The 15,643-nt window shown below is 68.0% G+C and carries 14 protein-coding genes; 7 read left to right on the forward strand and 7 right to left on the reverse strand.

What is annotated here, in order from left to right; all coding sequences use genetic code 11:
- Positions 1-135 precede the first annotated feature (135 nt).
- Positions 136-2,436: a catecholate siderophore receptor Fiu gene (locus ACUTR7_RS05425; RefSeq protein ID WP_013804267.1), complete on the forward strand. Its 2,301-nt coding sequence runs from the start codon at positions 136-138 to the stop codon at positions 2,434-2,436.
- Between the two features lie 110 nt (positions 2,437-2,546).
- Positions 2,547-3,227, forward strand: coding sequence for a Fe2+-dependent dioxygenase (locus ACUTR7_RS05430; RefSeq protein WP_445608316.1), 681 nt, complete (start codon positions 2,547-2,549; stop codon positions 3,225-3,227).
- A gap of 14 nt (positions 3,228-3,241) precedes the next feature.
- On the opposite strand, the gene ACUTR7_RS05435 is transcribed toward ACUTR7_RS05430, so the two are convergent.
- Positions 3,242-3,805 (reverse strand): DUF4124 domain-containing protein, encoded by a 564-nt coding sequence (locus tag ACUTR7_RS05435; RefSeq protein ID WP_373791843.1) that lies wholly within the window; start codon positions 3,803-3,805, stop codon positions 3,242-3,244.
- Positions 3,806-3,913: 108 nt separating this feature from the next.
- Positions 3,914-5,893, reverse strand: coding sequence for a lytic transglycosylase domain-containing protein (locus ACUTR7_RS05440; protein ID WP_088166003.1), 1,980 nt, complete (start codon positions 5,891-5,893; stop codon positions 3,914-3,916).
- A 15-nt stretch (positions 5,894-5,908) separates the two neighbouring features.
- On the opposite strand from ACUTR7_RS05440, the gene ACUTR7_RS05445 reads away from it, so the two are divergent.
- Positions 5,909-6,481 (forward strand): 5-formyltetrahydrofolate cyclo-ligase, encoded by a 573-nt coding sequence (locus ACUTR7_RS05445; RefSeq protein WP_012203191.1) that lies wholly within the window; start codon positions 5,909-5,911, stop codon positions 6,479-6,481.
- 158 nt (positions 6,482-6,639) lie between these two features.
- Here ACUTR7_RS05445 and queC read toward each other — a convergent pair whose 3' ends face one another.
- Positions 6,640-7,389 carry a 7-cyano-7-deazaguanine synthase QueC gene (gene queC / locus ACUTR7_RS05450; protein ID WP_230357175.1) on the reverse strand — a complete coding sequence of 250 codons (750 nt, stop codon included), beginning with the start codon at positions 7,387-7,389 and terminating at the stop codon, positions 6,640-6,642.
- 97 nt (positions 7,390-7,486) lie between these two features.
- On the opposite strand from queC, the gene ACUTR7_RS05455 reads away from it, so the two are divergent.
- Positions 7,487-8,176: a glutathione S-transferase family protein gene (locus tag ACUTR7_RS05455; RefSeq protein ID WP_012203189.1), complete on the forward strand. Its 690-nt coding sequence runs from the start codon at positions 7,487-7,489 to the stop codon at positions 8,174-8,176.
- Between the two features lie 32 nt (positions 8,177-8,208).
- Here the strand turns inward: ACUTR7_RS05455 and ACUTR7_RS05460 are convergent, their stop codons facing one another.
- Positions 8,209-9,750: a M20/M25/M40 family metallo-hydrolase gene (locus ACUTR7_RS05460; protein ID WP_096914959.1), complete on the reverse strand. Its 1,542-nt coding sequence runs from the start codon at positions 9,748-9,750 to the stop codon at positions 8,209-8,211.
- 94 nt (positions 9,751-9,844) lie between these two features.
- On the opposite strand from ACUTR7_RS05460, the gene ACUTR7_RS05465 reads away from it, so the two are divergent.
- The gene (locus ACUTR7_RS05465; protein WP_012203187.1) at positions 9,845-11,098 is read left to right on the forward strand and encodes a multifunctional CCA addition/repair protein; all 1,254 of its coding nucleotides are present in this window, start codon (positions 9,845-9,847) and stop codon (positions 11,096-11,098) included.
- A gap of 25 nt (positions 11,099-11,123) precedes the next feature.
- Here the strand turns inward: ACUTR7_RS05465 and ACUTR7_RS05470 are convergent, their stop codons facing one another.
- The gene (locus ACUTR7_RS05470; RefSeq protein ID WP_445608317.1) at positions 11,124-13,076 is read right to left on the reverse strand and encodes a sensor histidine kinase; all 1,953 of its coding nucleotides are present in this window, start codon (positions 13,074-13,076) and stop codon (positions 11,124-11,126) included.
- Between the two features lie 68 nt (positions 13,077-13,144).
- Here ACUTR7_RS05470 and ACUTR7_RS05475 point away from each other — a divergent pair, with 68 nt between their 5' ends.
- Positions 13,145-13,828 (forward strand): response regulator transcription factor, encoded by a 684-nt coding sequence (locus ACUTR7_RS05475; protein WP_192367284.1) that lies wholly within the window; start codon positions 13,145-13,147, stop codon positions 13,826-13,828.
- 43 nt (positions 13,829-13,871) lie between these two features.
- On the opposite strand, the gene trxC is transcribed toward ACUTR7_RS05475, so the two are convergent.
- Positions 13,872-14,306 carry a thioredoxin TrxC gene (gene trxC / locus ACUTR7_RS05480; protein WP_012203184.1) on the reverse strand — a complete coding sequence of 145 codons (435 nt, stop codon included), beginning with the start codon at positions 14,304-14,306 and terminating at the stop codon, positions 13,872-13,874.
- Between the two features lie 74 nt (positions 14,307-14,380).
- Entirely contained in the window at positions 14,381-14,575 is a 195-nt protein-coding gene (locus tag ACUTR7_RS05485) for a DUF2905 domain-containing protein (protein WP_012203183.1), read from the reverse strand.
- Between the two features lie 145 nt (positions 14,576-14,720).
- On the opposite strand from ACUTR7_RS05485, the gene ACUTR7_RS05490 reads away from it, so the two are divergent.
- A complete protein-coding gene (locus ACUTR7_RS05490) occupies positions 14,721-15,617 on the forward strand; it encodes a hypothetical protein (RefSeq protein WP_445608318.1) in 897 nt (298 codons plus the stop codon).
- The last annotated feature ends 26 nt before the right edge of the window (positions 15,618-15,643 follow it).

Raw genomic sequence — 15,643 nt, forward strand, 5'->3', positions numbered from 1 at the left:
ATCATTTTCACTACAGACATAGACCTCTGTTACAGCCAGCACCGGAGCCGTCCTGCACGCCATCCGACCAGCAAGCCAGCACATTCACCGCCCACGGCGCCCTCCCGTGCGCCGGGCATTGCGCCCTCCTCCAACATGGCGAACTCCAACACGTACATCAAAAGCCGCAAACACCATGGTGCCGGCCGCCCGTCGTCGGCCGGTCTCATCGCTGCTGCCGCAGCCCTGGCCACCCTGGGCCTGCCCGCAATGGCCCAGACTTCTTCCCCTGGCACCAATGCCGCGCCCAGCCTCAAGGAAGTGACGGTCGAAGGCGCACGCAGCACCGGCTATGAGCCCGCGCAGGTCTCCTCCCCCAAGTTCACCCAGCCGCTGGTGGACACCACGCAGACCATCTCCGTCATCAAGGAGCAGGTGCTGCAGGAACAAGGCGCCACCACGCTGACCGAGGCGCTGCGCAACGTGCCCGGCGCAGGCACCTTCTACGCGGGCGAGAACGGCAACACCAGCACGGGTGATGCCATCTACATGCGCGGCTTCGACACCTCCAACAGCATCTATGTGGATGGCGTGCGCGACGTGGGTTCCATCTCGCGCGACGTGTTCAACACCGAGCAGGTGGAAGTCACCAAGGGCCCGGCCAGCACCGACTATGGCCGCAGCGCACCCACCGGCGCCATCAACATGGTCACCAAGCAGCCCAGCCTGACCGACAGCTTCGGCGCCTCGCTGGGTGCGGGCTCGGGCAGCTACAAGCGCTCCACCGTGGACTGGAACAAGAGCCTGACCGGCATGGGCGGCGCGGCCTTCCGGCTCAACGCCATGGTGCAGGACGCCGGCGTCGCCGGCCGCGACCGCGTGGCCAACGACCGCTGGGGCATCGCACCGTCGTTCGCCTTCGGACTGAACACCGACACGCGCACCTACCTGAACGTGCTGCACGTCAAGCAAAGCAATGTGCCGGACGGCGGCGTGCCCACCATCGGCCTGCCCGGCTACAGCAACACCGACGCGCGCCTGAACGCGGGCCGCCCCGTGGACCCCAGCCGCTTCTACGGCACCAGCGCCGACCACGACGACGTGACGGCCGACATGGTCACGCTGCGCGTGGAGCACGACTTCACGCCCGACACCACGCTGCGCAACACCACGCGCTGGGGCCGCACCAAGCAGGACTACCTGCTCACGGCCTTCATGACGCTGTCCGCCAACAACAGCAGCAACCCCGCCAACTGGACCGTGGCGCGCAGCCTGCCGACCTTCAAGAACCAGGTCAACGACATCGTCACCAACCAGACCAACCTGACGACCAAGCTGGCGACAGGCAGCGTGCGCCACGAGCTGAGCACCGGGGTGGAGATCACGCGCGAGAAGCAGAGCAACTACGGCACGGGCACCACAGGCGCCTGGCCCGATGCCAATCTCTATGACCCGCAGGTGCCCAGCTCCGGCCTGAACTGGTCGCGCAACGGCGCCGACAGCAAAGGCTCGACCGACACCTTCGCGCTGTACGCCTTCGACACGCTCAAGTTCAATGAGCAATGGCAGGCCAACGCAGGCCTGCGCCTGGACCGCTACAAGACGCAGTACGACGCACGCGCCGTCTGCGGCGGCCGCAGCGGCCCGGCCTGCGGCAGCAATCCTGCAGGCACCGTGCTGCCCAGCGCCGTGGGCCTGGAGGCCTCCGACACCCTGCTGAGCTGGAAGATCGGCGGCCTCTACAAGCCCGCGCCCAATGGCAGCGTGTACGTGAACTACGCCCTGTCGCAGCAGCCACCGGGCGGTGCCAACTTCACGCTGTCCACGGCCGCCAACAACGCCAACAATCCCAACATGGACCCGCAAAAGGCCAAGACCGCCGAGCTGGGAACCAAGTGGGAGCTGATGGACAAGCGCCTGCTGCTGACAGGCGCGCTGTTCCGCACCGAGATCACCAACGAGATCGTCACCAACCCTGACGGCACCGTGGGACAGACCGGCAAGAAGATCGTGCAGGGTCTGGAGCTGGGCGCCACGGGCCAGATCAGCCCGGCCTGGGGCGTGACGGCGGGCTACACCATCCAGAACACCAAGGTGGACACAGGTGCCACCGTGGCGCAGGATGGCTCCAGCGGCCTGACCTACACGCCCAAGAACGCCTTCTCGCTGTGGACCAGCTACCAGTTCCCGTTCGGCCTGACGCTGGCTGGCGGGGCGCGCTACTCGGGCGGACTCAAGCGTGGCACCGACGGCGCCGTGGGCACGCCCAACTTCACCGATGCCTACTGGGTCTTCGATGCCATGGCCAGCTACCGCATCAACAAGAACGCCGACATCCAGCTGAACTTCTACAACCTGTTCGACAAGGAATACGTGGGCGCCATCAACAAGAGCGGCTACCGCTATTTCCCGGGCACACCGCGCTCCGTGCGCGTGTCCGCGAACTTCCGCTTCTGAGTGGATGCAAGACGGGCCGCCGCGCCGGCCTTGCCGCGCGCAGAGCGCCGACAATCCCAGTACCGCCCCGGCCCCGCCGGGGCTTTTTCCATGCGAGGAGGACCCGCACCATGATGCTGCACATTCCCGACGTGCTCACGAGCCAGCAGGTCACTGCCATCCGCACAGCCATCGACGCCGCCGACTGGGTGGATGGCCGTGCCACGGCAGGCAGCCAGGGCGCCCGGGTCAAGCGCAACCGCCAGTTGCCCGAAGACTCGCCCGTGGCACTGGAGCAGGGCCGCATCATCGAGCAGGCGCTGGCGGCCAATGCGCTGTACTTCAGTGCCGCCCTGCCCGCACGCACCATGTCGCCGCTGTTCAACCGCTATGCGGACAGTGAAACCTATGGCCTGCACGTGGACGGTGCGGCGCGGCGCCTGTCAGGCGCGCAGCAGTGGATGCGCACCGATGTGTCCTGCACCCTCTTCCTCTGCGATCCCGAGGACTACGACGGCGGCGAGCTGGTCGTGGTGGACACCTACGGCACGCACGAGGTCAAGCTGCCGGCCGGCGATCTCATCCTCTACCCCTCCACCAGCCTGCACCGCGTGGAACCGGTCACCCGGGGTGAGCGCGTGTGCTCCTTCTTCTGGGCGCAGAGCATGGTGCGCGACGACACACGCCGGGCCATGCTGTTCGAGATGGACCAGACCATCCAGCGCCTGCGCGAAAAACTGGGCGAGACCGACGAAACCCTCAGCCTCGCGGGCCAATATCACAACCTGCTGCGCATGTGGGCGGAGACCTGAGGAATCGGATCGCTTCAGGGCTTGTGCTTTTCCGCGCAGCCGATCAGGTGGTTGTAGCTGTTGGACATGCACTGGTACATGGCCTTGGAGCGGCCCGTGGCGGCCTGGCAGTCGGCCACCGTGGCATGGGTGCGCGCCTCGCGGAACTTGCCCGCAGTTGCATCGAACTGCGCCTGGGTGATGTAGCCGCCCTTGACGTTCTTCTGCCCGTTCTCGACCATGGTGTCCACCTGGCTGCGGATGTTGTCCACGGCGGCGGCGCAGTTCAGCGGCACCTCCTTGGAGTCGACCTTGCTCAGGCCCTTGGCCACGCCGTCCGCCAGCTCGCGCACCTGCTTGGGCAGCTTCTTCGTGCCGTCGGGATTGCGCTCTTCGCCAAACCGGCCCGAGCCTGCGCCCGAGCTGCCATTGGGCGACACCTTGATCTGGCCGGCATCAGCCTGGTCGGTGGGCAGCTGCGATCCGTAATGCGTGCGCCCCTCCGCGTCCACCCATTTGTAGACCGGCTGCGCTGCCGCCGTACACGCCCATGCAAGACCCAGCGCGGCCCAGGCCGCGCGGCTCCATGTTGTTGTCATTGTTGAAACCCCTGCGGTATCCGGGGCCGCGGCATGCGGCCCGCCTGTCGGTAACCAAGTGTAGCAACGCCAGGCGACGCTGCACCCCGCAGGAATGTCAAGTGCGGCTCAGGGCAGGTCCTTGCTGGGGTCGGGCGTGGCTGCATCGCGGGGGCCGATGGTGCCCAGGCGGCTCTTGAGCGACTGGGGCTGGCCCGTGATGAGCGCCGCGTAGTTGGTGGTGTTGGACAGCACCTTCTTCACGTAGTCGCGCGTCTCGGTGAAGGGAACGTTCTCGGCCCAGATGGCGGCGTCGAGCACCGGGCCGTTGCGCCAGTTGCGCGGGCGGCCGGGACCGGCGTTGTAGCCGGCCGCAGCCAGCGCCATGGAACCGTCGAAATCGTCCAGCGCTAGCTTCAGATAGGCGGTGCCGATGGTGATGTTCACCTCGCGGTCATTGATCATGGACGGGGAAAAGTCCGTCATGCCGATCTTGCGCGCCGTCCAGCGGGCCGTGGCCGGCATGACCTGCATCAGGCCCGAGGCGCCCACGCCCGAGCGGGCGTCCATGATGAAGCGGCTTTCCTGGCGGATCAGGCCATAGACGTAGGCCGGGTCCAGGCCGATGGAGCGCGAGCGCGCCAGCACCGTGTCGTGGAAAGGCATGGGAAAGCGCTGGTTCCAGTCGGCAAAGCTGCGGGTGCGCTCGCTGGTGTTGATGCAGCGGTCCCAGACCTGCTGCTGGCAGGCCAGATCGGCGGCGGCCAGCAGTTCGCGGTCGCTCATGCCGCCGGCCTGGTGCAGGTTGGTGGCGTAGTTCCATTCGCGCACGCCTTCGCTGCGCAGGCCGTTCTGGATGGCGTAGAGGCCGCGCACCAGGCTGGGGTTGGCGCGGGCGGCGGCCTTCTCCTGTGCCGTGGGCGGCGCAGGCGGAGGTGGCGCCGCCACGCGCTGGCCGATATCCTCCAGCGCCAGCTGCTCGTAGAAACTGCCGGGGCCGGCCATGTCCTCCAGCAGTTGGCGCGCCTCGGAGCGCTCCTGCTCGCTGGGGCGGCCTGACAGCAGGGCACGCGCCTTCCAGTAGGTCCAGGTGGGATCGGTACGCTCGGCACCCATGGCGTCGATGGCGCGGCGCACCGTGCGCCAGTCGCCGGCGCGCAGCGCGGAACGCACCTTCCAGCCCAGCAGTTCATCGCTGAGGTCGCCGTCCTTGCGCACCTTGCCGAAATAGGTCGCCGCCTCGGGCTGCAGCTTGAGTGCTGCCTGCTTGCCGATCACGCCCCAGGCCCAGTTGTTCTCTTCGGCCGTCAGCCGGGCGCCCCAGCCGCCTTCCAGCTGGGTGGCCGCCGCCGCCGGGTCGCTGGACGCCATGCGGATCAGCGCCAGCAGCGCCAGTTCCTTGGGCACGGCACCGCGCACGCGCGTCTGCCCGGCCAGGTACTTCGCCGGCGAGGCGAACACCTGCGCCACCTGGGGCAAGGCCTCGGGAGCGACGATGGCCACCGCATCGCGCGTGGCCTTCTGGCGATTGGCCTCGGCCGCCTGGCGCGCCTTGCGCCAGACTTCGGGTTCGCTGATCTGCTTGGCCGCGTACAGCTCGCCGGCGGCGTAGGTGCAGCCGTCGTCGGCGTCGCGCTGGGCCCACCACAGGTCGCGCACCTGCTGGCCCAGGTTGGCAGCAGGCTGGCCCTTGATGCTGTCGATCAGCAGGGCGTAGCAGCTGACGGAGCGGTCATCGCGCATGCGAAATGCACCATGCACCTGGTCGAACATGCCCCAGTCGCGGCGCTGCCCCAGCAGCAGCAGCCAGTCGTTGCGCAGCCGGTCTTCCTGGTAGGTGCCGGGCCAGCGCTTGAAAAACCCCAGAATCTCATCGGCACTGGCTTCATCCAGCCGGGCCTTGAGTTCCCAGTACGCGGCCCAAGGTTCGAGCACATGGCCACGCGCAGAAGGCAGCAGCTGCGTGAGCTTGGCCTTGTCGCCTTTGCGGAAGGCCTGCTGCATTTCCAGCAAGACATCGTCGCCACGGTTTTGCGCCAGCGCAGGCGTGGCTGCGGTGGTCCAGAGGGAAGCCGCCAAAAGCGGTGTCAAAATCTTCAGCCAGTGCATGGAGGAAATTATCTGATGGACAAAGCAGCCCTGCGCCGCAGCTTGATAGACCAGCGCCTCAATCTTCCCGACCGACTGCAGCGCGCCGACGCACTGCAACAGGTCATGCGCTTTTGGCTGATACAGCGGCCCGACACCGTGATCGGCGCCTATTGGCCGATCAAGGGAGAGTTCGATCCGCTGCCCGCGCTTCACCGCTGGAAGGAAGATGGCGAGCTACAGGGTACCCCACAAAGGCGCCGAATCGGACTGCCGGTGATTGACAAGCAGCGTAAGACACTCAGCTTTCACGCCTGGTACCCGGGCTGTCCCATGGAAGAGGATGCCTACGGCATTCCCAAGCCCAAGGACACCGAGACCCTGACCCCCACCCTGCTGTTCGTGCCCTGCGTGGGCTACGCGGCCGGCGGCTACCGCCTGGGCTATGGCGGGGGGTTCTACGACCGCACCCTGGCCGAACTGCAGCCCAAGCCCTTCACCGTGGGCCTGGGCTACGGCTGCGGCTATGTGGACGAGTTCGAGCCCGAGCCGCATGACCTGCCGCTGGATGCCATCCTGAATGACCATGGGGTCGTCTGGCCGGTGTAGAAAAAGCACCCCCTGAGGCGCTGCACGCCTTCCCCCTCTCTACTTGCTTCGCAAGGGAGGGGGACGACACCCTCGCTGCGGGGCGGCCCTTGCTCGGTGTCCCTCGCCTTGGGCCGCGCCGGTTTTGCGCGCTGCGCCAGATGGCTCTTTGCCGGCGCCTAGCTGGCCTGTGCGCGCTGTACCTGCCACTGCTTCCAGCCGCGCGAGCGCAGGTCGCAGGCGGGGCAGGTGCCGCAGCCGTAGCCCCAGTCGTGCAGCGTCTCGCGCGTGCCCTGGTAGCAGGTGTGGGTGTCGCGCTGGATGAGGTCCACCAGGGTGTCGCCGCCCAGGTCGTGGGCCATTTGCCAGGTCTGGGCCTTGTCTATCCACATCAGGGGCGTTTCGATGCGCAGGCGCCGCTCCAGGCCCAGGTTCAGGGCGAGCTGCATGGCCTTCATGGTGTCGTCTCGGCAGTCGGGGTAGCCGGAGTAGTCGGTCTCGCAGACGCCGGTGACGATCACCGACAGGCCGCGCCGGTAGGCCAGCGCGCCGGCCAGGGTCAGGAACAGCAGGTTGCGGCCGGGCACGAAGGTGTTGGGCAGGCCGTCGGCCTGCATGGCGAAGGCCACGTCCTCGGTCAGGGAGGAGCCGCCGATCTGTTGCAGCACGTCCAGCGAGAGGACATGGTCATCGCCCAGGCGCGGAGCCCATTGGGGAAAGTCCCTGGACAGCCGCTCGCGCACCTGCTGGCGCACCTGCATTTCCACGCTGTGGCGCTGGCCATAGTCAAAACCCAGGGTCTCGACGCGCTCGTACAGCGACAGCGCCTGCGCCAGGCAGGTGGTCGAATCCTGGCCGCCGGAAAACAGGACCAGCGCAGCCGTGTGGCGCGCCGCTGGCGCCTGGGGAGAAGAGCTATCGTTTTGCATGGCACGCATTAGAGCGCGCCCAGGCAGCGCCCGGCTCCTACATGGGTTTTCCTGCCATGCTTGCTAAGCTGTAGGGCCTATCGCGGAGGTTGCGGCCATGCTCACGCTCTATATCGGCAACAAGAATTATTCGTCCTGGTCCATGCGCCCCTGGGTGCTGATGCGCCAGGCCGGCATTGCTTTCGAAGAGGTCATGCTGCGCTTTGACAGCTTCGAGGAGCAGTCCGCCTTCAAGCAGCGCGCCCGCGCGCTCTCGCCCTCGGGCCGCGTGCCTGTGCTCATGGATGAAGGCATGGCCATCTGGGACAGCCTGGCCATCTGCGAGTACCTGGCCGAGAAATTCCCTGAAAAGCACCTGTGGCCCACGCTGGCGCTGAACCGCGCCCGCGCGCGCAGCCTCTGCGCCGAGATGCACAGCGGCTTCGGCGCCCTGCGCTCGCTGTGCCCGATGAACATCGAGGCCCAGCTGCCCGAGGTCGGCGCGCGGCTATGGGCAGAGAACGTCGCACTGCGCGACGATGTGCAGCACCTGTCCGAGCTGTGGCAACCGCTGCTGTCCACGGCCAGCGGCCCCATGCTGTACGACCAGTTCAGCATCGTCGATGCCTTCTTCGCCCCCGTGTGCATGCGCCTGGCGACCTATGAGCTGCCCGTGGCACCGGCCATCGACGCCTATGTGCGCCGCGTGCGCGCCCTGCCGGGCGTGCAGGACTGGGTGCAGGGCGCACTGGCCGAGCATGATTTCCGGCCATTCGAGGAACCGTACCGCACGGCTGCAGCAGGCTGAGTGCCTCCTGTCTGCTGCCAGTCTGCCGCCTGTCAGAACGGCTCGGCCAGCAGATGCACCAGGCTGTGCACGCCATCGAAGTAGTTGCCCAGGCGCATGTTCTCGTCAAAGCTGTGCTGGTTGTTGTCGGCATTGACCAGGGGCACGATGACGAAGGGAATCTTCAGCGCCTGCACGGCCGCGCCCGTGGGCACGGTGCCGCCCATCATGCGGATCTGCACCGGGTCGCTGTCCCAGGCCTTGTTCATGCCCTTGCGCAGCCACTGGCCGACAGGGGCGTCCAGCGGTGTGCGAACGGCAGAGCCGGAGGCTGATACACCGCCCAGCTTGAGGGTGGCGAGCCTGGGGTGGCTGGCACGCTGCTCGGCCGTGGGCGGGCCATCGACCAGATGGAAGCCCTGCGCCTCGATATGGGTGCGCAACAGCTTCTCCAGCCGCTCGGGAGGCGTCTCGGGCACGGTGCGCATGTCGATCTCGGCCACGGCCACGGAGGGCACCACGGTACGCGCCTTGCTGCCCACCTCGGCGCTTTGCAGGCCGCGCACGTTCAGCGAGGGGTACTGCATGGACTCCTGGTAGTTGCGTCCCACGGTCTCGGCCTTCGCAATGCCCAGGCGCTTGCGCAGGGCGGCCTCGTCGTCGGGCACGGCCTGCATCACCTCGCGTGCCTGCGCATCGAACTCGATGCCGTCGTAGTAGCCCTGGATCAGCACCTTGCCGTCATCGCCCTTCATGCTGGCCAGCAGGCGCGCCAGGGTCTGGGCCGGATTGGCCGCGTAGTTGCCGTAGTGGCCGCTGTGCAGCTCCTGGCTGGCGCCATAGACAGTGAGCGTGGCCTGGGCAATGCCCCGGTTGCCGAACACCAGGGTGGGCCGGTTGCTGGCGTGCATGGGACCGTCGAGCACCACCATGGCGTCGGACTTCAGCGCGCCCAGGTTCTCGCCGATCACGCGGCCCAGCGTGGGAGAGCCCTTTTCCTCTTCGGAATCCAGCAGCACCTTGATGTCCACGCCCGGCTGCTTGCCCTGGGCCTTGAGCGCATCCAGCGCCGCCAGCAGCATGACGATGGGCGCCTTGTCGTCCGAGGACGAGCGCGCAAACACGCGCCACTGCGGATCGGGCTGCTCGCCGTACAGCTGCTCCAGCGGCAGTGCGGCCCAACGGCCGTCCGGCTGGCGCTGCTTGAGCGTGGCCTGCCAGGGGCTGGCCTGCTGCCACTCCTCGGGCTTGACGGCCTGGCCGTCCAGGTGGGCGTAGAACAGCACGGTCTTGCGCCCGGGTCCAGCCGACGGCAGCGTGGCCATGAGCATGGGCTTGTCGCCATTGGCCAGTTGCCGTACCTCGAAGCCCCGCCGCTCGAAGGCCTTGGCAAACCAGGCCACGTTCTTCTGGATGTCGGCCGGCACATTGGCATCGTTGGGCAGGGCCAGCACCTCTACCCATTCATGCAGGCTGGCACGGGCCGCCTGCCGGGTGGTGTCGGCCAGCGGTGCGGCGCTGGCTGCGGACAGCAGGCCAGCAGCCGCCAGGCCCAGGATCAGGGCGGGAACACGCGGTCGAAAGGACCAAGCCATGGTTTTGTCTCCAAATGGAAAATGGGCATGCGGCGCCCCTCGGCGCCCGGTGCAGCCCGCCATCATGTCACCGCCCAGGCCGTACCATTGAGGGATGAGCGAATTTCAGGTGTACATGGTGGGCGGCGCGGTGCGCGACCGCCTTCTGGGGCGGGCCGTGCATGACCGCGACTGGGTCGTGGTCGGCGCCACGCCCGAGCAGATGGCCGAGCGCGGCTTCATGCCCGTGGGGCGGGACTTCCCCGTCTTCCTGCATCCCGAAACCCACGAGGAGTACGCCCTGGCGCGCACCGAGCGCAAGAGCGGGCCGGGCTATCGCGGCTTCGTCGTCCAGGCGGCGCCCGACGTCACGCTGGAGCAGGACCTGGCCCGGCGCGACCTGACCATCAACGCCATGGCCGCCCCCCCGGACTGGGATGGCAAAGGCGCCATCGACGACCCCTACGGCGGCCAGGCCGATCTGCAGGCCCGGGTGCTGCGCCATGTGACCGATGCCTTTCGCGAAGACCCGGTGCGCATCCTGCGCGTGGCGCGCTTTGCGGCACGGTTCCACGAATTCACGGTAGCACCTGAAACCATGGCCCTGATGCAAGAGATGGTGGCCGCTGGCGAGGTGGATGCCCTGGTGCCCGAACGCGTCTGGCAGGAGATCAGCCGGGGCCTGATGGAGCGCCAGCCCTCGCGCATGTTCGAGCTGCTGCGCGAATGCGGCGCGCTGGCCGTGCTGCTGCCCGAGCTGGAGCGCCTGTGGGGCGTTCCCCAGCGCGCCGAATACCACCCCGAGGTCGATACCGGCGTGCACGCCATGATGGTGCTGGACATGGCCGCGCAGCTGGACACCCCGCTGCCCGTGCGCTACGCCTGCCTGGTGCACGACCTGGGCAAGGGCACGACCCCGGCCGATGTGCTGCCGCGCCACATAGGACACGAGCACCGCAGCGCCCGCCTGGCCGAAAAGGTGGGCGAGCGGCTGCGCGTGCCCACCGACTGCCGCGAACTGGGCGACGTGGTGGCGCGCGAACACGGCAACATCCACCGCAGCGGCGAGCTCAACGGCGCCGCCATCGTGCGCCTGCTGGAGCGCTGCGACGCCATCCGCAAGCCCGCGCGCTTCGAGCAGGCCCTTGCGGCCTGTGAATGCGACGCGCGGGGGCGCCTGGGTTTCGAGGACCGGCCCTACCCCCAGCGTGCCCGCCTGCGCGATGCGCTGGCTGCCGCGCTGTCCATCTCCACCTCGGACATCGCGGCCCAGGCCGCCGCGCGCGGCAAACAGGGCAAGGCCATAGGTGAGGCCGTGCAGGCGGCGCGCGCGCAGGCCGTGGCCGATTGGCTGGCGCAGGCGGCCTGAGCGCAAAGGCCACCACACACGGGAATCAGGCTCGCGCCACGGGCAGGACCAGTCGCAGGCACACGGGCTGCTCGCCTCCTGCCGTCAACAAGGCCACGCTGCCGCCCAGCCGCTCGGCGATGCGCCGCACCAGGTACAGCCCCAGCCCGGCGCCTGGCCGGTGCTGGGCGTTGCGGCCACGGTAATACCTTTCGAACAACTGGTCCTGGTCCGCCTGGGCAATGGGCTCGGAGGGGTTCGAGACCTGGATCTCCAGACCCTCACCCTGCTTGGTCACGTCCAGGCGGACCGATTCGCCCTCGGGCGTGTGGCGGTCTGCATTGGCCAGCAGATTGCGCAGCGCGATGCGCAGCAGGCCGGCATCTGTGATCAGTTGCTGCGTGCCCCCGCCCAGGTGGCAGACGATGCGGCCGGGCGCAAAGTCCAGGCACAACCCATCCACCAGCGCATGCAGGTCGCAGGGCTGCAGGCGTGGCTCGGCATGGGGCTGGGGGTCGGCCATGCGGTCGTCGGCCAGGCAGTCGTCCACCAGCGCCAGCAGGCGCTGGGCGGCTTCGCGGATGTTGCGGCTGCGTGCCAGCGTCTTGTCGGGCGGTGCCGCCAGATTGCGCGCCAGTTGCTGCGCACTGGTCAGGATGATGGCCAGCGGTGTGCGCAGTTCGTGCGAGACCATGGCGACAAAGTCGCGCTGCTCCTGGCGGACCCTGCGCTCCAGCACCAGCGCCTCGCTGAGTTCACTCTCGCGCAACTGGCGCTGCACAAGCTCGGCCTCCAGCAGCACCTGCTCCCGCTCTCGAACGCGGCGCCTGTGCTCGTATCCGCCGATGATCCAGCCGCTGAGCAGCAGCATGTGCGCCATGGTGCCCAGCGCGGACGCATGCGTGGACACCAGCGCGGTCAGCGCGTTCATGGGCAGCCAGCCCAGGTTGCGCAGAAAAGAGATCAGCACGCCGGCATAGAAGATGCCGAACGCCAGCATGAAGAACCGTGCCGGGGCATGGCCGCGCCGCCACAGCCAAAGGGCGAACGCGAGAAAGCCCAGGGTCAGCGGCAGGGTCATGGCCTGCACCGGGATCATGCCCGCCGAGTAGTGCCCCGACACCACCAGCAGCATGCAGCACAGGCTGAACAGCCACAGCAGCGGCACGATCTGGCGCACCAGCCGCGGGTACAGCGACGCCAGGTCCAGCTGCCTGCAGGCCAGTTGCATGGAGATCGCCAGGGCGGCGGCAATGCCGCATCCCAGCAAACGGTCGCTCCAGAACCCCGGCAGGCCCGTCAGCTGCTGCACCAGCCCCAGCGATACCACCTCATTGAGCACGCAGACGCTGAGATAGGCCAGGAACAGGCCGCTCAAGGGGGCCCGCGTGCCCAGCCAGAACACCAGTTGCACGCCGATCAACAGCAGGTACAACCCGAAATACAGGCCGAACGACAGGGCCTCACGCCGCGTGTGGTTGTCGAACGCCAGTCGCTGCCACAGATCGATGCGGGTGACGAGCGCGTTGCGCGCGCGCAGGCGCACCAGCAACTCGTAAGACCCGGCAGCAGGGGGCTCGAACTGGAATGCCGGACTGCGGTAGTCCACCGGCCAGGCGTGGCGCGGCACTTCTTCGCCGCTGCGCCCCAGCAGCTGCCAGGGGCCACCGGATCTGCGCACGTGAACCTCCACCTCGTCCAGCAGGGCATTGCCCAGCAGCAGCATCCAGCTGCCGGGCTGCTCCACCTGCAGCGGCATGCGCAGCCAGACCGCCGCCTGCGTGAAACTGGCGTTCAGGTGCCCGGGCAGCGGCTGCCATCCGGGGGCGGCGTCGGCCTGCCCGGCGTCGAGCAGGCCAGCGGCGTCATCGAGCCGCTGCCACTGACCGGCGGTCTCCAGCATGGGCACATCGGGGTTCAGCAGGAGCGCCTGGGCCTGGGTCAGCAGCGGACACAGCAGCCAGGCCAGCAGCAGGAGGGTTGCACGGTAATATCGCATCGGAGGTCCACCACAGGGCCGCCAGCGTACACCAGCCTCCCGGCCTCGCCGCTCAGCCCCCTTCCCCCATGCTTGATGTGATCCTGCTCGAAGACGAGCCCGTGCTGCGCCATGAACTGGGTGAATTCCTGGAGGGCCTGGGCTACGCGCCGCAATGCGTTGCCAGCCTGCAGGAGTTCGACCGCCACTTCGACGCCCGGCGCCACCGTCTGGCCATCATCGACATCGGCCTGCCCGATGGCAGCGGCCTGGCCCTGATCCAGCGCCTGCGCCAGCAGGGCCAGCAACTGGGCATCATCGTGTTCAGCGCGCACAACACCAGCGCCAACCGCATCCACGGCCTGGAAAACGGAGCCGACCACTACCTGGGCAAAGGCTGTGATCTGGACGAGCTGGAGGCCACGCTGGCCGCGCTGGTGCGCCGCCTGGGCCTGCAGCAGCGCCAGGCACGCTGGCTGTTGCAGCTGGGCCCGAGCCGCCTGCTGCCCCCCTCGGCCCCGCCGGTCGCGCTCTCCCAGCAGGACCTGCTGGTGCTGCAGTGCCTCATGGGTCAGGCAGGCACCGAGGTGAGCCGCCGAAAGATCGTGCAGGCCCTGGGCGGCGACTACCTGGTCTACGACCAGCGCCGCCTGGACACCCAGATGCGCCGGCTGCGCCGCAAGGTGGAGGAGGCCAGCGGCCAGCAACTACCCGTCAAGACGCTGCGCAACAGCGGCTATTGCTTCTACCAGCCTGGCGAAGTGCAGGCCTGAGGGCGGGCTTGAAGGCGCCCGGCCTTGGGGACCCGCAGGGAAATCAGACGACTGAACGCACCCAGCGCACGATCTCGCCGGCCGGCAAAGCGCCGGAGACACGGGCGATCTCGCGTCCTTCCTTGAACACCACCATGGTCGGGATGCTGCGGATGTTCCAGGGCGCAGCGGCCTGGGGATGGGCTTCGGTATCGAGCTTGGCCAGCTGCACGCCGGGCGCCAGCGCCTGCGCCGCCTGCTCGAAGGCCGGCGCCATCATGCGGCAGGGGCCGCACCAGGGCGCCCAGAAATCGACCACCACCGGCGCCTGGCTGCGCCCCACATGCCTGGCAAAGCTTTGCGCATCCAGCGCCACGGGCTGGCCGGTGACCAGCGGCTGGTGGCAGCTGCCGCAGTCAGGCGCACTGCCGAGCTGGTCGGCCGCAATGCGGTTGGTGGTGTGGCAATGGGGGCAGACGAAATGCAGCTTGTCGGACATGGGCGGCCTCTTGTTCGGAAGTCATGGGGCAATGCCTGCATATACGGGCGGCGCGCCCGTGCTTCAAGCCATGCTCAGACCAGCTTGGCGATCAGGGCGGCAATCACGCTGAGCAACACGGTGCTGGCAATGGGCAGAAAAATCACGCGGCCGAACAGGCGAAAGCGGAAGTCGCCCGGCAGGCGGCCCAGGCCTATGCGCTCCAGCCAGGCGTGCAGGCCATTGAACAGCAGCAGGGCCAGGAAGATGACGAGGAGCCAGCGGATCATGGCGCCGAGTGTACGGCGGCGGCGCGTCATGGGCGGGACACATGAGCGTCCTACATTGGGAAAGTCCCGTGGCGGGAGGCTTCGGGACCATTCGCGACAAGCCCCCTTCTTCCATGGCTCCATGCCGCAGCAAGACAACCCCACCATGCAACACACATCCAGGCGCCTTCTTCTCGCCATCCTGCCTGCCGCCCTGCTGGCGGCCTGCGCCAGCGCTCCGGCCCCCACCACGGCAGCCGCAGCGTCGGGCGCCATCGACAACAGCGCCCTGCAGCGCAGCGATTTCCGCGCCCACCAGGCCACCTATGGCCTGGTCTACCGACTGCCGGCCGATGCCACGGCCATCATGGACAGCCAGGTCACGCCCGTGGTGCACGAGCAGTTGCTGCGCCTGAAGCTGGTGACCGAAGCCAACACCTTCAACCTGCCCCATGTCACCGTGGTGCATATCCACAGCGCCGACCCGTCCACACCACGCAAGATGCTGGCCGCCCTGCCGGCATTGCCGCCCGTGCTGCAGGACGTGCACCTGAAGAATTTCTACACCACCGAGGCCGCCAAGGGCGCCGGCAAGCCGTGGTGGCTGGACCTGGGCATCGTCAAGTCCGGCCCGGCCTACGAAGCCATGATGGACTTCAACACCCGCGCCACCGCCGCCATGGCACCGCTGCGCGACGGCCCGCTGCCGCGCGTGACGGGGCCCGTCTATGCCCGCATGAACGATTCGGCCAAGGCCATGGTGCAAAGCGTGGGCGTCAGCGGCATCAACCAGGTGCAGGCCGGCAAGGAGGTGCGCAGCCACAACCCGCACAACACCCTGGTCTACAGCGAAGCCACCTTCACGCCCGAGATCGAGCGCGCCATGGGCGAGACCGCCGCGCGCCTGAACCGCATCCTGCCCGGCGGCTTCACGACCACGTTCGAGAACCTGTCCATCGTGGAGCTGGGTTTTTCCGGCAACGTCACGCGCGAGATCTACCGCATCAACCTCAAGGACCAGACGGCCTACGAGGTGAGCAACGGCCGCAGCGTCCAGCGCTGAGGCCGGGGCAGAGCTCTGGCCGGCGG

Source organism: Delftia sp. NA_296.1 (genome assembly GCF_052692095.1).

Bases quoted from the DNA above. Each gene is read 5' to 3' on its own strand.
- ACUTR7_RS05425 (WP_013804267.1), top strand. From the start codon at position 136: ATGGCGAACTCCAACACGTACATCAAAAGCCGCAAACACCATGGTGCC.
- ACUTR7_RS05430 (WP_445608316.1), top strand. From the start codon at position 2,547: ATGATGCTGCACATTCCCGACGTGCTCACGAGCCAGCAGGTCACTGCC.
- ACUTR7_RS05435 (WP_373791843.1), bottom strand. From the start codon at position 3,805: ATGACAACAACATGGAGCCGCGCGGCCTGGGCCGCGCTGGGTCTTGCA.
- ACUTR7_RS05440 (WP_088166003.1), bottom strand. From the start codon at position 5,893: ATGCACTGGCTGAAGATTTTGACACCGCTTTTGGCGGCTTCCCTCTGG.
- ACUTR7_RS05445 (WP_012203191.1), top strand. From the start codon at position 5,909: ATGGACAAAGCAGCCCTGCGCCGCAGCTTGATAGACCAGCGCCTCAAT.
- queC (WP_230357175.1), bottom strand. From the start codon at position 7,389: ATGCAAAACGATAGCTCTTCTCCCCAGGCGCCAGCGGCGCGCCACACG.
- ACUTR7_RS05455 (WP_012203189.1), top strand. From the start codon at position 7,487: ATGCTCACGCTCTATATCGGCAACAAGAATTATTCGTCCTGGTCCATG.
- ACUTR7_RS05460 (WP_096914959.1), bottom strand. From the start codon at position 9,750: ATGGCTTGGTCCTTTCGACCGCGTGTTCCCGCCCTGATCCTGGGCCTG.
- ACUTR7_RS05465 (WP_012203187.1), top strand. From the start codon at position 9,845: ATGAGCGAATTTCAGGTGTACATGGTGGGCGGCGCGGTGCGCGACCGC.
- ACUTR7_RS05470 (WP_445608317.1), bottom strand. From the start codon at position 13,076: ATGCGATATTACCGTGCAACCCTCCTGCTGCTGGCCTGGCTGCTGTGT.
- ACUTR7_RS05475 (WP_192367284.1), top strand. From the start codon at position 13,145: ATGCTTGATGTGATCCTGCTCGAAGACGAGCCCGTGCTGCGCCATGAA.
- trxC (WP_012203184.1), bottom strand. From the start codon at position 14,306: ATGTCCGACAAGCTGCATTTCGTCTGCCCCCATTGCCACACCACCAAC.
- ACUTR7_RS05485 (WP_012203183.1), bottom strand. From the start codon at position 14,575: ATGATCCGCTGGCTCCTCGTCATCTTCCTGGCCCTGCTGCTGTTCAAT.
- ACUTR7_RS05490 (WP_445608318.1), top strand. From the start codon at position 14,721: ATGCAACACACATCCAGGCGCCTTCTTCTCGCCATCCTGCCTGCCGCC.